A 17,058-nucleotide genomic window follows, 5' to 3' on the forward strand; every position below is an offset into this window, starting at 1 on the left:
CCCCGGTTCAGACCGCCGATCCCTTTGGCCTCGAGACCACGCTCGAGCCGAAGAAGGTCGTGATGGTCAAGGGCACCGCCAATTGGGACTCCGCCTTCGACACGCTGATCGACGCCTTCAAGGCGTTGAACACGCTGCTCGACAAGCAGGGCATCAAGCCATCGGGCAATTCGATGATCGTCTACACCTCGACGGACGATACCGGCTTCACCTTTCTTGCCCAGATCCCGGTCGATCAGGACCCGAAGAACCTGTCCAAGGACATGAGCATCGGCAAATCGCCTGAAGGCAAGGCGCTGAAATTCGTCCATCGCGGCTCCTACGACAACATGGACAATACGTATGAGGCGATCACCAATCACCTCGACGACAAGAGGCTGGAAGCCAAGGACACCTTCATCGAGGAGTACCTCACCGATCCCCTAAAGACGTCCGAGGACAAGCTCGTGATCAATGTTTTCGTGCCACTGAAGTGAGACTGATGAAAAAGCCTGCCCTACTCGCCGCCGCCCTCGCCACCACACTGCTCGCCGCGCCCGCGCGCGCCGAGGATTTTCCCTCCGCGATCTCGGTGAGCGGCGAAGCCTCCGTATCCGCGGCGCCCGATCTCGCGCAAATCGATGCCGGCGTCGCCAACGACGCCAAGACGGCGAAAGAGGCCTCCGATGCCAACAATGCCGCGATGGGCAAGGTGCTGCTGGCGCTGAAGGGCGCCGGGATCGCCGAGAAGGACTACCAGACCTCGCGGCTGTCGCTGCAGCCGCAATACGGCCAGAACAAATCCACCGGCGCCTCGCCGGTGGTCGGCTTCCGCGCCAGCAACCGCGTCACCGTCAAGATCCGCGACGTGACCAAGGTGGCCGGCATCATCGACACTCTGGTCAGCGCCGGCGCCAACGACATCGGCAATATCTCGTTCGAGGTGACGCAGGCGTCAAAGCTGCTCGATGATGCGCGCGAGCAGGCCGTTGCCGATGCGCGGCGCAAGGCGGAGATTTATGCGAAGGCTGCCGGCGTCACGCTGGGCGCGCCGCTCAGCGTCACCGAGGGCGGCGGCCCGGTGCCGCTGTTCAAGGGCCGCATGGCCGAACGGATGGCCGCGGCCCCACAGGCCGCCGTCGCGCCCGGCGAGGAGACGCTGACGGTGACGGTGAATGTGAGCTGGGCGATCAAGCAGGGGCAGTAGCCTCTTTCGTAAGAGGCGCATCGCCGCAATACCAATGGGCCGGCGACCCGATCATACGTCCGGCGGCAGGGGATGGCATTGTTGCCCGATCAATCATTCACGCTGATATCAGTAAAAAGAAACCCCGTCGGCGTCTTGGTAAAGACGAAGATGAGCTCGCCGCAGAAGACGAAGTAACTGTCGTTCTTATAGTCATCGCGATCGTAGACGGCCTTGCCGCGCTGGATACACGCGCGATTTTTCGCCGTGAACGAGGTCCGATAGGTCTTGGCGCCAAATTGCGCGGCGTCGCGAATTGCGTTGTCGTTCATGAACGGCAACCGTGTCATACCGGCGACGGCGGCGGAATCGTTTGCCTTCAGCGCCGCGCGAAACTTCTCGATGAAGCCATCGAATTCCTTCTGCAAGGCAGGAGAAGCGACGGCGTTCCTCGCCTGGGCGGCGGCCGGAGCAAGGTTCACGAGAGCGGTTGCAAGCACAATTCTCAGCAAAAATCCCACAGGCCGGCTCCATCCATCGATTAATAAAGGTCTTCCGACCAAAAGAAATCCATGGTGCTTTGTTGCGTCATGGGCTTTCTGGTTCAACGGCGCAGAACCGCACGCACCTGCCGCAATGGGAGCAAAGCGGACATTGCTTTCGTCGCATCAAGCCGCCGGGTTTATGGATACACGACCTAAATCTCCACCACCTGCCCCGGCAGCATCGCCACGAATCTTTCCTGCGGAATCTTCGCGGCATCCAGCGCCTCGACCAGCGCTGTCGCCGGCGCGTCGATCGCTTCGTCCGTCAGCTGGAACGTGCCGTGGTGATGCCCGAGCGCTTGCTCGGCGCCGCAATCGGCCAGCGCCTTCACCGCATCTTCGGGGTTCATGTGCTGGTCGCGCATGAACCAGCGCGGCTCGTAGGCGCCGATCGGGAGGATCGCCAGGCGCAGCTTGCCGTGCTTCTCGGCGACGCGGCGGAAATGGCGGCCATCGCCGTAGCCGGAATCGCAGACCACGTAGATCTTCCCGGCCGGCGTCTCCAGGACAAAGCTCGCCCACAGCGCCTTGTTGCGGTCGAACAGGCCGCGCGCGGTCCAGTGCCTTGTCGGCACTAAATGCACCGCGACGCCTTCGCCGAGTTCGACGCGATCATGCCAGTCGAACGCCTCCACCTTGATGCCGGGATCCCAGCTGCGCATGGTGACGTCGTTGCCGAGCGGGGTGACCACGCGCGGGGCGAAATTCTTGGTGAGCCGCGACAGCGTCGCGATGTCGAGATGGTCGTAATGGCCGTGCGAGACCAGCACGACGTCGATCTTCGGCAGCTTCTCGAAGGCGATGCCGGGGTCGTTGTGCCGCTTCGGCCCGGCGAAGGCGACCGGCGAGACCCGCTCCGACCAGACCGGATCGACCAGGATGTTGAGGCCGCCGGCCTGGATCAGCCAGCTGGCATGACCGACGAAGGAGAGCCGCACCTTGTCGCCGTCAACGCGCGCCGGCGGGGTGTCGGCGTGTGGGCTGGGCGCCCAATCCGGCCAGGTCGCCCGCTGCCGCTTGCCGCCGAGCTGCCAGCGCAGCACCTCGCGCAGCGATTTCGGCGGCGCCCCGTCCGGATCGAAGAAGGTCAGGCCGTCGAAATGATCGGAGGCGGGGCCGTCATAGGTTTTCATGCTGGACATCCAGAGGGAGGGGACGCCGACCAGCGCACCGGTTCCGGCGAATAGTCCGAAAAGGCGGCGGCGGGTGATCGGCACGGCGGGCTTCTAGGGATGGTTGGAGGGGTAAGACATCACCGCCTATATGGGCGGGGCTGGCGGAAAAGGAACCTGCGACAAAAGGATCACGTTTTCAGAACCTTGCCTTACCAAGGGCGGGCCGACACCCTAACTTTCCTTGACTTTTGGGCGGGAGCGGCGTTTAACCCCGCCACTTTCTCGGAAAGGCTTTCTTTTCGACCCGCCGACCGACCCTCGAGGCCGGAGGTCAACGCCCGACAGCGCTGTGCGCCCTCGGGCGCAAAGGTGTTTGGAAGATGCTTATCCAGGAAGGTGTCATCGCCCGACTTGATCGGGCGATCCAGTATCCCAGAGGCGGCTCGGCTTGAACTGAGGTGCTGCGGCGTACTGGATGCCCCGCCTTCGCGGGGCATGACAGCGGTGAGTTACGGAGCGCTCTTCCCATCGGGAAGACAGCAACAGGACAACGGCATTGTTCGACAATCTGTCGGAACGGCTTGGTGGCATTCTCGATCGTCTGACGGGGCGCGGTGCGCTGACCGAGAAGGACGTCGACGCCGCGATGCGCGAGGTGCGCCGCGCGCTGCTGGAGGCCGACGTCGCGCTCGAAGTGGTCCGCAGCTTCACCGAGCGCGTCCGCGAGCAGGCGATCGGCGCCACCGTCGTCAAGTCGGTCACGCCCGGCCAGATGGTGGTCAAGATCGTCCATGACGAGCTGGTCAACACGCTGGGCGCCGAAGGCCAGACCATCGACGTCAATTCGGTGCCGCCGGTGCCGATCATGATGGTCGGCCTGCAGGGCTCCGGTAAGACCACCACCACCGCAAAGCTCGCCCGCCGCCTGGTCCAGCGCGACAAGCGCAAGGTGCTGATGGCCTCGCTCGACGTCTACCGCCCGGCGGCGATGGAGCAGCTGGCCGTGCTCGGCCGCGACCTCGACATTCCCACTTTGCCAATCGTTGCCGGCCAGCAGCCGCCGCAGATCGCCAAACGCGCGCTGGAAGCCGGCAAGCTCGGCGGCTACGACATCGTGCTGCTCGACACCGCCGGCCGCACCACGCTCGACGAAGAGATGATGGCAGAGGCGGCCGCGATCAAAGCCGCGGCCAATCCGCATGAAGTGCTGCTGGTTGCGGATTCGCTCACCGGCCAGGACGCCGTGAACCTCGCGCGCTCGTTCGATCAGCGCGTCGGCCTCACCGGCATCGTGCTCACACGCGTGGACGGCGACGGCCGCGGCGGCGCCGCGCTGTCGATGCGCGCCGTCACCGGCAAGCCGATCAAGCTGATCGGCACCGGCGAAAAGACCGACGCGCTGGAAGACTTCCACCCGGATCGTATCGCCGGCCGCATCCTCGGCATGGGCGACGTGGTGTCGCTGGTGGAGCGCGCCGCCGCCAATATCGACGCCGAGAAGGCCGCGCGCACCGCCGAGCGCATGCGCAAGGGTCAGTTCGACCTCAACGACATGCGCGAGCAGCTGCTGCAGATGGCCAATATGGGCGGCATCAGCGGGCTGATGGGCATGATGCCCGGCATCTCCAAGATGAAGAACCAGATCGCGGCCGCCGGCATCGACGACAAGATCCTGAAGCGTCAGGTCGCAATCATCGATTCCATGACGCGCGAGGAGCGGCGTCATCCGGACCTCTTGAAGGCCAGCCGCAAGAAGCGCATCGCGGCCGGCAGCGGCCAGAGCGTCGAGCACGTCAACAAGCTGCTGAAGATGCACCGGAACATGGCCGACGTGATGAAGGCCATGGGATCGGGCAAGCGCGGCCCGCTCGCCGGCATCGCGCAGGCGATGGGCTTCGGCGGCGGCATGAAGATGCCCTCGCCCGAAGAGATGAAGGCGCTGCAGGAGAAGATGCAAGGCGCGGGCGGCGGACAAGGCCTGCCGAATCTGCCGAAGGATCTGCCGCCCGGTCTTCGCCAAGGCCTACCGAACCTTCCGGGACTAACCGGGCTGAGCGGCAAGCCGACGCTGCCGGGCCTCGGCGGTTTCCCCGGCAAGAAGAAATGAGGAATTCGTCGCACGGGGATCATCAGCATCTCAGGCGACGCGGAATACCAATCGACCGAACAAAACGTACTTTGCAAACCACACTTTCAAGGAGAACTGAATGTCCGTCGTTATCCGCCTCGCCCGTGCAGGCACCAAGAAGCGTCCCGTCTATCACGTCGTCGTCGCCGATTCGCGTTTTCCGCGCGATGGCCGCTTCATCGAGCGTCTCGGCCATTTCAATCCGCTGCTGCCGAAGGACAACGAGACCCGCCTCAAGCTCGACATGGACAAGGTGAAGGCCTGGCTCGCCAAGGGCGCGCAGCCGTCGGACCGCGTCGCGCGTTTCCTCGATGCCGCCGGAGTCAAGAAGCGCGAAGCGCGCAACAACCCTGAGAAGGCCGTGCCGCGCAAGGAGCGCAAGGCGCAGGCCGAAGCCGCCGCCAAGGCGTAAGGCCGGATCATGTCGGCGCTGGTCTGCGTCGCGCGGATCGGCGCCGCGCATGGTGTGCGCGGTGCGGTCAAGCTGTGGACCTTCACCGAGGATCCCTTTGCCGTCCGCCGCTACGGTCCGCTGTCGACCAAGGACGGCAGGCGCCAGTTCGAAATCGCGCAGGTGCGCGAGGCCAAAGATCATCTGGTCGCGACATTCAAGGGTGTCGTGACCCGCGATGAGGCCGAGCGCCTCAACGGCATCGAGCTCTACGTCGCGCGCGAAAAACTGCCCGCGACGGACGAGGACGAATATTACCACACCGATCTGATCGGGCTCGCCGCCGTCACAACTGATGGCGATGCGCTCGGCCGCGTGCTCGCGATCCATAATTTCGGCGCCGGCGACATCATCGAGATCGCGCCGCTCAAGGGCCCGACGATGCTGCTGCCGTTCTCCAACGCGGTGGTGCCGGAAGTCGACCTCAAAGGCGGCCGCGTCGTGATCGCGTTGCCGCAGGAGATCGAGGGCGAGGACGAGAAGTCATCGCTATAAGTTCTCGTCTGAATTCATGCACAGGGACCGCGCGCGAAATGCGCAGGAGATTCCTGAGTGCGCCGGCGAGCGGAACTGAGAGCAAAGGTTCGGAGAGACATGTGAATGGACCGATGCCTCGCCTCGAATCTTCAATCAAGAAGCACCTGAATCCAACGCTCAAGAACGACGGCTTCGTCGGCTTCGGCCGCACATTTCGTCGTGTCTCGGAAGATCTCATCCACGTTGTTCAGGTTCAAGGATCGCGGTACGGCGGCAAGTTCGCGATAAACCTCGGCATCCAGCCTCGGTCGATCCCGGATGTCGCTGGCAACTCACCTGATCCAATGAAAATCAGAGAAGAGCTCTGCGAATTTCGGCGAAGACTGTCTGAAACAAGAGCGATCAATGGTGGGAACACGAAGGGTCAGAAGAGAGCATGGACGCGGCCGTTCGGGCGGCAGCATTGGTCTACGCGACAATCGGTTGGAGGCTATTCTCCGAGGTGTCCGGACCAGAATCTCCGTTGCAAAAGGTCACGCCTGCACAATTCGAGGCCGGCGAGTATAGCTTTTCAGGCTTCGGCTCCACGAAGGTTCGAATGGCGCGCTCATTGGCGCTCATGAGGCAATCGATTGGCAATCTGGCTGACGCCAACGCCTTCGCCCGGATCGCGCTGGCGAGTTTGGCAAATGCGTCCGCTCTTCGTCCGGAACTGGAGGAGTTGTGTAGAGCAACGGAATCGAAGCAGACGTAACGGGACGCCGCGGCCCTAAAGATTGCCACTTGAGTGCGCCCCATGCCGGGTCTCGACCTGGCGCGCACGATGTCCTAACCAGCGAACATGACCAATCCCTCACCCTGGCGCGCGACGGTGCTGACGCTGTTTCCGGAGATGTTTCCGGGGCCGCTCGGCGTGAGCCTCGCCGGCCGGGCGCTCGCGTCTGGGCTCTGGCAGATCGAGGCGCGGGACATCCGGGCCTCCGCCACCGACCGCCACCGCAGCGTCGACGACACGCCGGCCGGCGGTGGGCCGGGCATGGTGCTGCGGGCGGATGTTCTCGCCGCGGCGATCGATGCTGCCGAGATCGGGCAAGACCCGTCAAAAGCGCGGCCACGCCTGCTCATGAGCCCGCGGGGTCGGCCATTGACCCAGGCACGGGTGGTCGAGCTCGCCCGAGGCCCCGGCCCCCTGATCGTCTGCGGGCGGTTCGAGGGGGTGGACCAGCGGGTGATCGACGCGCGCGGCCTGGAGGAGGTCTCGATCGGCGATTACGTGCTGTCCGGGGGCGAAATCGCAGCTTTAGCCCTCATCGACGCCTGCGTCCGGCTGCTGCCGGGGGTGATGGGCAAGGAAGCCTCCGGAACCGAGGAAAGCTTTTCGGACGGCCTGCTGGAGTACCCCCAATACACCCGCCCGCAGCTGTTCGAGGGAATTCCGATCCCTGCTGTCCTCACCTCCGGCGACCACGCCAAGGTGGCGGCCTGGCGGCGGGCCGAATCCGAGGCCCTGACGGCCGCCCGGCGCCCGGATTTGTGGGAAAAAGCCGCGAATCGGGGGATCGGCCAAAAAACGCCAAAAAACAAGACAGACGGGTGACAAACGCTCCGGCTTGCCTTATAGGAGCGGCCAAATCCGCAATGGCTGGATAGACGAATTTTGCGCAGCCCCCCGTTTCCAGGGCTGGGCGCGCCGATGGAGATTTACCCATGAACCTGATCAAGCAGCTCGAGCAGGAGCAATTCGACAAGCTGTCGGCCGGCAAGGACATCCCGGAATTCGCCCCCGGCGACACCGTGATCGTCAACGTGAAGGTCGTCGAAGGCGACCGCACCCGCGTGCAGGCCTATGAGGGCGTCTGCATCGGCCGTTCCGGCGGTGGCCTCAACGAGAGCTTCACCGTGCGCAAGATCTCCTATGGCGAGGGCGTCGAGCGCGTGTTCCCGCTGCTCTCCCCGATGATCGACTCGATCAAGGTGGTGCGCCGCGGCAAGGTGCGTCGCGCCAAGCTCTATTATCTCCGCAATCTTCGCGGCAAGTCGGCCCGCATCGTCGAGAAGCAGGACCGCGCTGCTGCCGTCGGCGAGTAAGCTTTCGCCACCAGGCAGGTCTTTCGAAAGCGCGGGGCTCGGCTCCGCGCTTTTTTGTTGGCTCTGCTGTCATTGCGAGGAGCTCTTGCGACGAGTAATCTAGACTGTCTCCGCGGATGCATTTCTGGATTGCTTCGCTCCGCTCGCAATGACGAGCTGAAGCTCTCGCGCTTTAGCTTCCGCGTGCTATATAACTTCTAGAATGTTTCCAGATCTGACCAGCTTCGCCCCCATCCAGCGCATCGTCATCGACGATCGCTCGCGGCTGCCTGGCCGGTTCTTCGGACGCTTCGCGACCTCGGCAACGTCAGAGCTTAGCCGCGCAGCCTGAAGGCTGCGCTGACGATTTTGTTGCCCGCGCGCTCTGCCGCGCTCATCGCTGACACACATTCTTTGGAGCTCGAGCTCATGTCCAAGCCGACCACCCTGTACGACAAGATCTGGAACGACCATCTGGTGCACGAAGCCGAGGACGGCACCTGCCTGCTCTACATCGACCGCCATCTGGTGCACGAGGTGACCTCGCCGCAGGCGTTCGAAGGCCTGCGCGCCACGGGGCGCAAGGTCCATGCGCCCGAGAAGACGCTCGCGGTCGTCGACCACAACGTGCCGACCACCGACCGCACCAAGCCGAATCCCGACCCCGAAAGCATCGAGCAGATCAAGGCGCTGGCCGAAAACGCCAAGGAGTTCGGCATCGAATATTACAACGAGTTCGACAAGCGCCAGGGCATCGTCCACGTCATCGGCCCCGAGCAGGGCTTTACGCTGCCCGGCACCACCATCGTCTGCGGTGACAGCCACACCTCGACGCATGGCGCGTTCGGCGCGCTCGCCCACGGCATCGGCACGTCCGAGGTCGAGCACGTGCTGGCGACGCAGACGCTGATCCAGAAGAAGGCCAAGAACATGCGCGTCACTGTCGACGGCAAATTGCCGGATGGCGTGACGGGCAAGGACATCATCCTGGCCATCATCGGCGAGATCGGCACCGCCGGCGGCACCGGCTACGTGCTGGAATATGCCGGCGAAGCGATCCGCGCGCTCTCGATGGAAGGCCGCATGACGGTCTGCAACATGTCGATCGAAGGCGGCGCGCGCGCTGGCCTGGTCGCGCCCGACCAGAAGGCGTTCGACTTCCTGCGTGATCGTCCGAAGGCTCCGAAGGGCGCGGCCTGGGACGCGGCGATGCGCTACTGGGAGAAGTTGCGCTCCGATGACGGCGCGCATTTCGACCACGAGCTGCGCCTCGATGCCGCAAAGCTGCCGCCGATCGTGACTTGGGGCACCTCGCCTGAAGACGTGATTTCTGTCACCGGTATCGTGCCCGATCCTGATAAGATCGCGGACGAGGCCAAGCGCATCTCCAAGCATCGCGCGCTGAAATATATGGGCCTGACGGCGGGCACGAAGATCACCGACATCAAGCTCGACCGCGTCTTCATCGGCTCCTGCACCAACGGCCGCATCGAGGACCTGCGGGCCGCGGCGAAGATCGCCGAAGGCAAGACCGTGTCGGCGAACGTCAATGCCATGGTCGTGCCGGGCTCCGGCATCGTGAAGGAGCAAGCCGAAGCCGAGGGTCTGGACAAGATCTTCATCAAGGCCGGCTTCGAATGGCGCGAGCCGGGCTGCTCGATGTGCCTTGCCATGAACCCGGACAAGCTGAAGCCGGAAGAGCGCTGCGCCTCGACCTCGAACCGCAATTTCGAAGGCCGCCAGGGTTTTAAGGGCCGCACCCATCTGGTGTCGCCGGCGATGGCGGCAGCGGCGGCGATCGCGGGCCACTTCGTCGACGTCAGGGACTGGCGCTAAGCTGGTCCCTGCAATCTGATGCGGTGGAAAGCTTCGTCGTGGAAGCTGAAGGATTGGCTCTAACCAGTCTCTCCGTCATGCCCGGGCTCGTCCCGGGCATCCACGAACTCTCTGCACAAGCCCCAAGAACGTGGATGGCCGGGACATAGGCGAGCGGAAGCGACGCCGTCCTTCGGACGGCTATGCCCGGCCATGACGAATGCAGAGCCAGCAATCCACTCACGTCACCAATAGCGGTACGGATAGTGCCACCGCGGCCAGTGGCAGACGCGGCGCGGGCCGTAATAGGTCCAGATGATCCGGCAGCGGCGCGGATAAGAGTAGGAAGGATAGTAGCCGCCGACATAATAGGGCCGGTAGAAGTGACGATGCCGGAAATGGGGGCGGTGATGGCCCCAGTGCCGGTGGACCCCGCCATATCCGCCGTGGCGAAAGCCGCCATGGCGATGGATGCCGACATGTCTGTGGTGAAAGGCCGGCGCGGCGCGGACGCCACCGCTGTGGAAACCGCGGCCGATATGCCCGCCGCCGCCGCGAAAACCGCCGCCGTGAAAATGCCCGCCGCCATGTCCACCGTGCCCGCCACGGCGAACCTGCGTGACGAGATCGTCGGTCGCGGCCTTCGTCATCGGCGACGTCGCCGGATTGATCAAGGTGAGCGCTTCAGCACGACGCGTGCTGCCGGCCGACAGCATCAGCGTCGCGGCGGCCGCAAGCCCGAGCAGGCGCATCGGGACAGCCCGGCGGCCAAACATCCTCAGCATGGAATCCTCCCTGAATCCGGACAGCAGAGCTGCGACGTCTCGGCCGCGCCATGGCCGTTCAATTGCGGTCGCTGCCGGGATCAAGTTGCGGACAGCGATGTGAACGCGCCATGAATGAACGACCCGCGGCGCCGCGATGCGACGCCGTGCCTCGCGCGATCGCAAAGCCGGCCGCCAAAGCGGCGCCTTACCAGAAGGGGCCGTAGGTGAACACAAACGGTGCCGGCACGCCGTAGGGATAGGGACGATAGTAGACAGGGCGCGCGTAGTAGCGCGGATCGCGGCGTACGGCAGGCCGCGCCATGTCATAGGTCCGCGCGTGTCGTCGTACATCAAAAACCGCAATCCCCGCAGACGCCTCCGGGACCGTCGCCCTTGGCGCGGCGGACGCGCGAGGCAGCCCAGTGGCCAGCGCGACGGCAAAGGCCCATGCGATCCATCTCGCCATCACACCCTCACGAGGTCGCCGCGAAGTCAGCCCCGGCGCCAGTAGCAGCTCACGCGCGGCACGATCACCGTGCCGCTTGGCCGGTACTCCTGCACATAGGTGGCATTGCAGACCCGGACCGCGTCGGGGCCGGGATTGTAGCGGGGATAGACGCCGTCCGGGCTGTAATAGGGCGTGATGCGCAGGCGCGGCCGCTTGCGCGGCGGGGGGACATCGTCCGGCGAGACCAGTTGGGCCATCCGGATTTCGGAACTGGCGGCCTGCGCCTCGGCGCCGACGCAAGACTGCGAAAACAACCCCATGCACAGTAGAGTCAGCGCTGTTTTCGCTCGCATTTTTCCGCCCACCCTGAACCGTCCCATCGATCGCCCCACGCTCCCCGTTTTGGCGGCGCCCGTCAACCTCGCCGCGCTTATAAAGCCAGATGCATCAGCGGGAAACCCGCGCTAAGAGGTGCTCATGTGGACGGAATTGAAAGCCCCTTCGCTGGCCGAAATGGAAGCGATGGCTCACGACGTGTTCGAGCGCCTGCCGGCGGAATTTCGCAAGCTTTGCGAGGGCGTGATCGTCCGCGTCGAGGACTTCCCGACCGAGGAGGTCCTGGACGAGATGGAATGCGAGAGCGAGTTCGACCTGCTCGGCCTGTTCCAGGGCGTCGGCCTGCCCCAGCAGAGCTTTGGCGACGTGGCACGGCTGCCCAACATGGTCTGGCTCTACCGCCGCCCGATCCTGGATTATTGGGCCGAGCACGACGAAAGTCTCGGCCACATCGTCCGCCATGTCCTGATCCACGAGATCGGCCACCATTTTGGTCTGTCGGACGACGATATGGCCGCGATTGAGGCTAAGGCGGAGTAGGACGCTCTCGGTCCACCTCTCCCCACCGGGGAGAGGTGAAATCCCGATGCCGCGCCAGTTCGGCTTCAAACCCCCTACGGCAGACTAGCCCTGCCGAATTCGGCCTAGGATTTCCGGCCCGATCGCGATAAATAGCCGGTTCCCTGAACCACGTGCGGGAAAGCGCAACCATGGACAAGTTCACCACGCTGGAAGGCGTCGCGGCGCCGCTGAAGATCATCAATGTCGACACCGACATGATCATTCCGAAGCAGTACCTCAAGACCATCAAGCGCACCGGCCTTGGCAAGGGGCTCTTCTCCGAGCAGCGCTACAAGGACGACGGCAGCGAGAATCCGGACTTCGTGCTCAACCAGCCGGCCTATCGCAACGCGAAGGTGCTGGTCGCCGGCGACAATTTCGGCTGCGGCTCGAGCCGCGAGCACGCGCCCTGGGCGCTGCTCGACTTCGGCATCCGCTGCGTGATCTCGACCTCGTTCGGCGACATCTTCTACAACAATTGCTTCAAGAACGGCATTCTGCCCATCCGCGTCACCCAAGAGGACCTCGACAAGCTGTTCGACGACGCCGAGCGCGGCGCCAATGCGACGCTGACGATCAACCTGCCGAATCAGGAGATCCGCGGCCCCGACGGCGGCAAGGTCAAGTTCGAGATCGACCCGTTCCGCAAGCACTGCCTGATCAACGGCCTCGACGACATCGGCCTCACCATGGAGAAGAAGGCCTCGATCGACTCCTACGAGGACAAGCTCAAGCGCGAGCGCGCCTGGGCCTGATCGCAAGTTTTTGTTGAGCCCCGGTGCCGCAAGCGCCGGGGCTTTTTCGTTGCCTGGATTGTCCCGTATAGATTTGCCCATGCTGCCCGAGATCGTCACCTTCTGGCATGGCCCGATGGACGCGCTGCGCCAGACCTGTCTGCGCTCGCAATTGGCTGCCGGCCACAAGGTCACGGTCTACAGCTTCGACACTATTCCCGGATTGCCGGCCGGCGTCGCGAATGCCGAGGCCGAGGCGATCCTGCCGCATGCGTTCTCCGAACGCCTGCGCCCGCCGCAGCCGGACGGCAGCTGGCGCGACTGGACCATTCTGCAGTTCAGCGACTTCTTCCGCATGAAGCTGATGGCGAAGGGCCTCGGCCTCTGGCTGGATGCCGACGTGCTGCTGTTGAGGCCGGTCGAGATCGATCCGGCCAAGCCGTACTTCGCCTGGGAGCGGCCGCGCCAGCTCGGCAATTCCGTGCTCTATCTGCCGCCCGCGCACGGCATCGTTGCCGCCTTCGCGGAGCTGATGGAGCAGGAGGAGCTGACGCCGAACTGGCTGTCGCTGCGCCATCGCATCACCTTCATGATGCGCCGTTTGCGCGGCGGCTCGAACCGGCTCTCGGATGTTCGCGTCGCGATCTACGGGCCCGCGGCACTCACCGCGCTCGCGCGCCGCACCGGCGAGCTGCAGAACGCATTGCCGAAGCAATCGTTCTATGCCGTGCATGCCGAGCCAAAGCTGTTCTTCGATCCCTCGAGCTATCTTGGCCTGGTCACCGACCCCGCCATCATCGGCCTGCACATCTCGCCGAAGGGACGCGGCGGCGAGAAGCCGATTCCCGGCAGCCTGTATGCCTGGGCGGCGGAGCGGTTCAGGTAGCTGCTGCGCAGGAGGTGCGCTCCCTCTCCCGCTTGCGGGAGAGGGTCGGGGAGAGGGTATCTCCGCAATGGGACAATCCCCCAGAGGAAAGAGCCCTCACCCGCGCCTTCGGCGCGACCTCTCCCGCAAGCGGGAGAGGTTGGCAACCCCGCTCTTTCCTGTTTGATCCAGCGCAACGCGCTTCTGCATCATTGTGCTTATCTCGCTCCAATTCCGACCGTCCGAATGGAGCTTTCCATGAGCACCGCAACCAGGCCCTACCCCATCGTCCAGGATCTCATCGAGTCCTTCGCGAACTGGGTGAAGCACCGCCGCGAGATCAACGAAATGCGGCAGCTCGACCGCGCCGATTTCGACCGGATCGCCAATGATCTCAGGATCGCGCCGGACGATCTGGAGGAACTGGTCCGTCATGGCCGGCACGCCGCCGACGAGCTGCCGAAGATGCTCGAACAGCTCGGCATCAGCAGTGAGGCGCTCGGCCGCGCGCAGCCGCTGCTGCTCCGCGACCTCGAGCGGGTCTGCTCGCTCTGCAATCACAAGGGACAGTGCGACCGCGATCTCACTGAGGGCACCGCCGCGGAGAATTACCACGGCTATTGCGCCAACGCCTCGACCCTGGAGACGCTCGAGCGTGCCGACCTCGTGCCGCGGTGAGGCATTGCGCTACTCGATCCATTTCGGCGCGTAAGCCATCCCCTGGCTTTGCGCCGTATCGTGATTGATCCAGATTTCGGCGTTCTCGACGCGTAGCAGCTCGACCACCTTGGCCATCGACGCAACCGTCGCCTGCGGGTCGGCATTGAACGACGGCACGCGCATGTGCCGGAGGTTCTCCCGGTTGTGCGCGACGTCACCGCTCAGCAGCACGGCGCCGCGCCGCGGCAGCTTCACCAGCAGCGAGCAATGCCCGGGGGTATGGCCGGGCGTGAAGATCATGCGCACCGCGCCGTCGCCAAATATGTCGTGGTCGCCATCGACAATCTCGAAAGGCCGCTCCTGCAACGCCTCGTAGTGCGGCAGTGAGTAGCCGAACTCGTCGAGGTCAGGTCCGAACATGGCTTCGAACTCGGCCCGTTGAGCGATCCATCTTGCGTTTTCGAACAGGTCGACATTTCCGATATGATCGAAATGCGCGTGAGAGAGGAGGATCGTGCCGATATCGCGGGGCCGCACCCCGATTTCATCCAATTGATCCGCGAGAGGGCGGCGCACGATGCCGCGTATGCCGTGTGCGATGATCCGTCCTTCCGGATGCTTCGCCAGCTCATCCGCTATTCCCGTATCCCAGATCAGCCACTCACCGCGGTGACGGATGAGATAGGCATTGCAGCTCAACGTCATGGGAATGCCGACATTGATACCGGGAGAGTAGATCGAACCGTCTTCGACCTCAGCAATGCCTCCGTCGAGGATGTAGATCCGGTCGATGGTCGCCATGTGAGAGCTCTTCAAGCCGCCGATTCGACGCGCCGCTTCGCCTCGCGCATGTCGCGCCCAGGCGGCATGCCGAACAATCGGCAATATTCCCGCGTGAACTGCGTAACGCTTTCGTAGCCGACCCGATGAGAGGCGGTCGCGATGCTCGCGCCATCGGCCAGCATGGTGCGGCGCGCCTCGATCAGACGCAACTGCTTCTGGAACTGAAGCGGGGTCAGCGACGTGATGCTGCGAAAGTGCAGGTGAAAGGCCGAGTGGCTCATCCCCGCGGCCTTGGCGAGCCGGTCGACACGCAAAGGTTTGGCATAGTCGGCGCGAATGATCGCAACCGCACGGCCGATCCGCTGCGCATGGCTGTCGGCCATACCGAGCGCCCTGATGGCACCACCGTGCCGACCGGCCAATAGCCAATAATGCAGCTCCCGCAGCACTTGGCTCTGGAGAATTGAGGCGGACGAGGGCCGATCGATCAGGCGCAACAACCGCAGCGCCGCATCGCTCACATCCCGCTCCGCTGGCTCGACCCGAAGCGGCTGCGACGGAACATAAGGCGCGGCCCCCATCTCGACGACCAGCCCCTCGATGACGATGGGATCGAGCTCGACGACGAGCGACAAATAGGGCACCGCGGCTGTGGCGCGCGTGATCTGGCTGACCGTCGGCACGTCGCTCGAGATCACCAGCGAATCGCCCGCACCCAGGTCGAACGACGTGGCGCCGACCGCAACACGCTTGGCACCTTGCAGCACCAAAGCGACCAGCGGCTTGGCGATCGCAAATTGGAGCGCGCTCGGCGCGGTCTCACGAATGATCGAGATGCCGGCGAAAGGCGTGCACGCAAGGCCTTTGCCGTCGGCGTGAGCTGCGGCGTAATTGCTGGCGATCTGGAGCAGCGTTTCGGTCACGGGCCCAATCTAGGCCGCGCCAAGCATGCCGGCAATTGCCGAGGGGCGATCGGGCAAGAAGACGGGAGTTTCAGGCAAGGCTGCCGCCGGCCGCATTCCTGGAGGATTGGGCAAGACGATCACAGCATCCGGCAACACCGGATGCTCGATCACAGGCAGAAAGGCCCCACCGAAACTTCACGAGGAAGCCTCAAATGCCCACCATTTCGCTCGTCACCGGCGCCAGCCGGGGCCTTGGCCGCAATACCGCAATCGCCATCGCGCGTCACGGCGGCGACGTCATCGTGACCTATCGCAGCGGCGCCGCCGCCGCCCGCGAGGTCGTCACCGAGATCGAGGCGCTCGGCCGAAAAGCGGTCGCGCTCCAGCTCGACGTCACCTCCGTATCGACCTTTCCGGCGTTCGCCGCAAAAGTCGCGTCGGCGCTGGCGGAGCATTGGCACGCCGACAAGTTCGATCATCTCGTCAACAATGCCGGCCAGGGCGAAATGGCCGCCATAGCCGAGACGACGGAGCAGCAGTTCGACGCACTCTTCGACACCCATGTCAAAGGGCCGTTCTTTCTGACGCAGGCCTTGCTGCCGCTGCTTGGCGACAATGGCCGGATCGTCAACTTCTCGAGCGGGCTGACGCGCGTGTCTTTCCCCGGCTTCTCGGCCTATGCCGCCGCCAAGGGCGCCATCGAGGTTCTGACCGTCTACATGGCAAAAGAATTCGGCGAACGCGGCATCACCGCCAACGTCGTAGCGCCGGGCGCGATCGAGACCGACTTCCTCGGCGGCGCCGTCCGCGACGTGCCGGATTTGAACAAGCAGTTCGCGCAAATGACCGCGCTTGGCCGCGTCGGTGTGCCCGACGACATCGGGCCGATGGTCGCGAGCCTGCTCGGTCCGGAGAATCGCTGGGTTACGGCCCAGCGCATCGAGGTGTCCGGCGGCCAGACGATCTGAGTGCGGCGGCATTGGCGCACTCCGTCGCGAGGCGACGGAGTGTGCGAGCCCTCAGCCCTTCCGCATCACCGCGATCGCATCCGCGATTTCGTCACCGCTACCGTCACCGAGAAAGACCCGACCATCTGCCGGACCGCTGATGGGAGCGTACAGCAGAGCTTTCGCTTGTGCGCATCGTCGGATGGCAACGGGCGTAAATAGTATGACTGTTTGCGCGGCGAGGATGCGGGGAAAGCTCACCGCAAATATCCGTGCTTGATCTCGATTA

Annotated in this window: 20 protein-coding genes; 14 read left to right on the plus strand and 6 right to left on the minus strand. The window is 64.2% G+C overall.

The features are described 5' to 3' along the window. Together I6F21_RS27830 and I6F21_RS27835 are read left to right on the plus strand one after the other, a co-directional pair. A partial coding sequence (locus tag I6F21_RS27830) for a GyrI-like domain-containing protein (RefSeq protein ID WP_225183822.1) occupies positions 1-476 on the plus strand: 476 nt, incomplete at its 5' end. Positions 477-481: 5 nt separating this feature from the next. Next, entirely contained in the window at positions 482-1,186 is a 705-nt protein-coding gene (locus tag I6F21_RS27835; protein WP_036008873.1) for an SIMPL domain-containing protein, read from the plus strand. A gap of 89 nt (positions 1,187-1,275) precedes the next feature. Here I6F21_RS27835 and I6F21_RS27840 read toward each other — a convergent pair whose 3' ends face one another. Together I6F21_RS27840 and I6F21_RS27845 are read right to left on the minus strand one after the other, a co-directional pair. After that, positions 1,276-1,686 carry a hypothetical protein gene (locus I6F21_RS27840; protein WP_225113772.1) on the minus strand — a complete coding sequence of 137 codons (411 nt, stop codon included), beginning with the start codon at positions 1,684-1,686 and terminating at the stop codon, positions 1,276-1,278. Positions 1,687-1,862: 176 nt separating this feature from the next. Continuing rightward, the gene (locus I6F21_RS27845) at positions 1,863-2,927 is read right to left on the minus strand and encodes an MBL fold metallo-hydrolase (protein ID WP_036008880.1); all 1,065 of its coding nucleotides are present in this window, start codon (positions 2,925-2,927) and stop codon (positions 1,863-1,865) included. A 454-nt stretch (positions 2,928-3,381) separates the two neighbouring features. On the opposite strand from I6F21_RS27845, the gene ffh reads away from it, so the two are divergent. From ffh to leuC, 7 genes are all read left to right on the plus strand, one after another. After that, complete coding sequence (ffh, locus tag I6F21_RS27850; RefSeq protein WP_109141835.1) at positions 3,382-4,932, plus strand: signal recognition particle protein; 1,551 nt, start codon at positions 3,382-3,384, stop codon at positions 4,930-4,932. A 100-nt stretch (positions 4,933-5,032) separates the two neighbouring features. After that, positions 5,033-5,365, plus strand: coding sequence for a 30S ribosomal protein S16 (rpsP, locus tag I6F21_RS27855; RefSeq protein WP_025032875.1), 333 nt, complete (start codon positions 5,033-5,035; stop codon positions 5,363-5,365). A gap of 9 nt (positions 5,366-5,374) precedes the next feature. Continuing rightward, a complete protein-coding gene (gene rimM, locus I6F21_RS27860; protein ID WP_225142371.1) occupies positions 5,375-5,899 on the plus strand; it encodes a ribosome maturation factor RimM in 525 nt (174 codons plus the stop codon). A 418-nt stretch (positions 5,900-6,317) separates the two neighbouring features. Beyond that, positions 6,318-6,635, plus strand: coding sequence for a hypothetical protein (locus I6F21_RS27870; RefSeq protein WP_225142489.1), 318 nt, complete (start codon positions 6,318-6,320; stop codon positions 6,633-6,635). Between the two features lie 87 nt (positions 6,636-6,722). Further along, positions 6,723-7,478, plus strand: coding sequence for a tRNA (guanosine(37)-N1)-methyltransferase TrmD (gene trmD / locus I6F21_RS27875; RefSeq protein WP_225142373.1), 756 nt, complete (start codon positions 6,723-6,725; stop codon positions 7,476-7,478). A gap of 110 nt (positions 7,479-7,588) precedes the next feature. Next, positions 7,589-7,969 (plus strand): 50S ribosomal protein L19, encoded by a 381-nt coding sequence (gene rplS, locus I6F21_RS27880; RefSeq protein WP_036008895.1) that lies wholly within the window; start codon positions 7,589-7,591, stop codon positions 7,967-7,969. Between the two features lie 408 nt (positions 7,970-8,377). Beyond that, positions 8,378-9,784 carry a 3-isopropylmalate dehydratase large subunit gene (gene leuC / locus I6F21_RS27885; RefSeq protein ID WP_036024581.1) on the plus strand — a complete coding sequence of 469 codons (1,407 nt, stop codon included), beginning with the start codon at positions 8,378-8,380 and terminating at the stop codon, positions 9,782-9,784. A 224-nt stretch (positions 9,785-10,008) separates the two neighbouring features. Here the strand turns inward: leuC and I6F21_RS27890 are convergent, their stop codons facing one another. Together I6F21_RS27890 and I6F21_RS27900 are read right to left on the minus strand one after the other, a co-directional pair. Next, positions 10,009-10,548, minus strand: coding sequence for a hypothetical protein (locus I6F21_RS27890; protein WP_036024552.1), 540 nt, complete (start codon positions 10,546-10,548; stop codon positions 10,009-10,011). A 474-nt stretch (positions 10,549-11,022) separates the two neighbouring features. Then, complete coding sequence (locus tag I6F21_RS27900; protein ID WP_036024546.1) at positions 11,023-11,298, minus strand: hypothetical protein; 276 nt, start codon at positions 11,296-11,298, stop codon at positions 11,023-11,025. Between the two features lie 157 nt (positions 11,299-11,455). Here I6F21_RS27900 and I6F21_RS27905 point away from each other — a divergent pair, with 157 nt between their 5' ends. The 4 genes from I6F21_RS27905 (at position 11,456) to I6F21_RS27920 (ending at position 14,152) form a co-directional block, all read left to right on the plus strand. Further along, the gene (locus I6F21_RS27905; protein WP_225171998.1) at positions 11,456-11,854 is read left to right on the plus strand and encodes a metallopeptidase family protein; all 399 of its coding nucleotides are present in this window, start codon (positions 11,456-11,458) and stop codon (positions 11,852-11,854) included. Positions 11,855-12,024: 170 nt separating this feature from the next. Further along, complete coding sequence (leuD, locus tag I6F21_RS27910; protein ID WP_225183823.1) at positions 12,025-12,630, plus strand: 3-isopropylmalate dehydratase small subunit; 606 nt, start codon at positions 12,025-12,027, stop codon at positions 12,628-12,630. A gap of 79 nt (positions 12,631-12,709) precedes the next feature. Then, positions 12,710-13,495 carry a hypothetical protein gene (locus tag I6F21_RS27915; RefSeq protein WP_036024535.1) on the plus strand — a complete coding sequence of 262 codons (786 nt, stop codon included), beginning with the start codon at positions 12,710-12,712 and terminating at the stop codon, positions 13,493-13,495. A 237-nt stretch (positions 13,496-13,732) separates the two neighbouring features. Further along, a complete protein-coding gene (locus I6F21_RS27920) occupies positions 13,733-14,152 on the plus strand; it encodes a hypothetical protein (protein ID WP_036008979.1) in 420 nt (139 codons plus the stop codon). Between the two features lie 9 nt (positions 14,153-14,161). Here I6F21_RS27920 and I6F21_RS27925 read toward each other — a convergent pair whose 3' ends face one another. Both I6F21_RS27925 and I6F21_RS27930 read right to left on the minus strand, forming a co-directional pair. Then, on the minus strand, positions 14,162-14,935 hold the full coding sequence (locus tag I6F21_RS27925; RefSeq protein ID WP_081492926.1) for an N-acyl homoserine lactonase family protein: 774 nt from the start codon (positions 14,933-14,935) through the stop codon (positions 14,162-14,164). 11 nt (positions 14,936-14,946) lie between these two features. Beyond that, entirely contained in the window at positions 14,947-15,840 is an 894-nt protein-coding gene (locus I6F21_RS27930) for an AraC family transcriptional regulator (protein ID WP_225183824.1), read from the minus strand. Between the two features lie 194 nt (positions 15,841-16,034). On the opposite strand from I6F21_RS27930, the gene I6F21_RS27935 reads away from it, so the two are divergent. Next, positions 16,035-16,790 (plus strand): SDR family oxidoreductase, encoded by a 756-nt coding sequence (locus tag I6F21_RS27935; protein ID WP_036008930.1) that lies wholly within the window; start codon positions 16,035-16,037, stop codon positions 16,788-16,790. Positions 16,791-17,058 lie beyond the last annotated feature (268 nt).

It is taken from the genome of Bradyrhizobium sp. NBAIM03, from assembly GCF_020194055.1.
Classification (GTDB): Bacteria; Pseudomonadota; Alphaproteobacteria; order Rhizobiales; family Xanthobacteraceae; genus Bradyrhizobium; species Bradyrhizobium yuanmingense.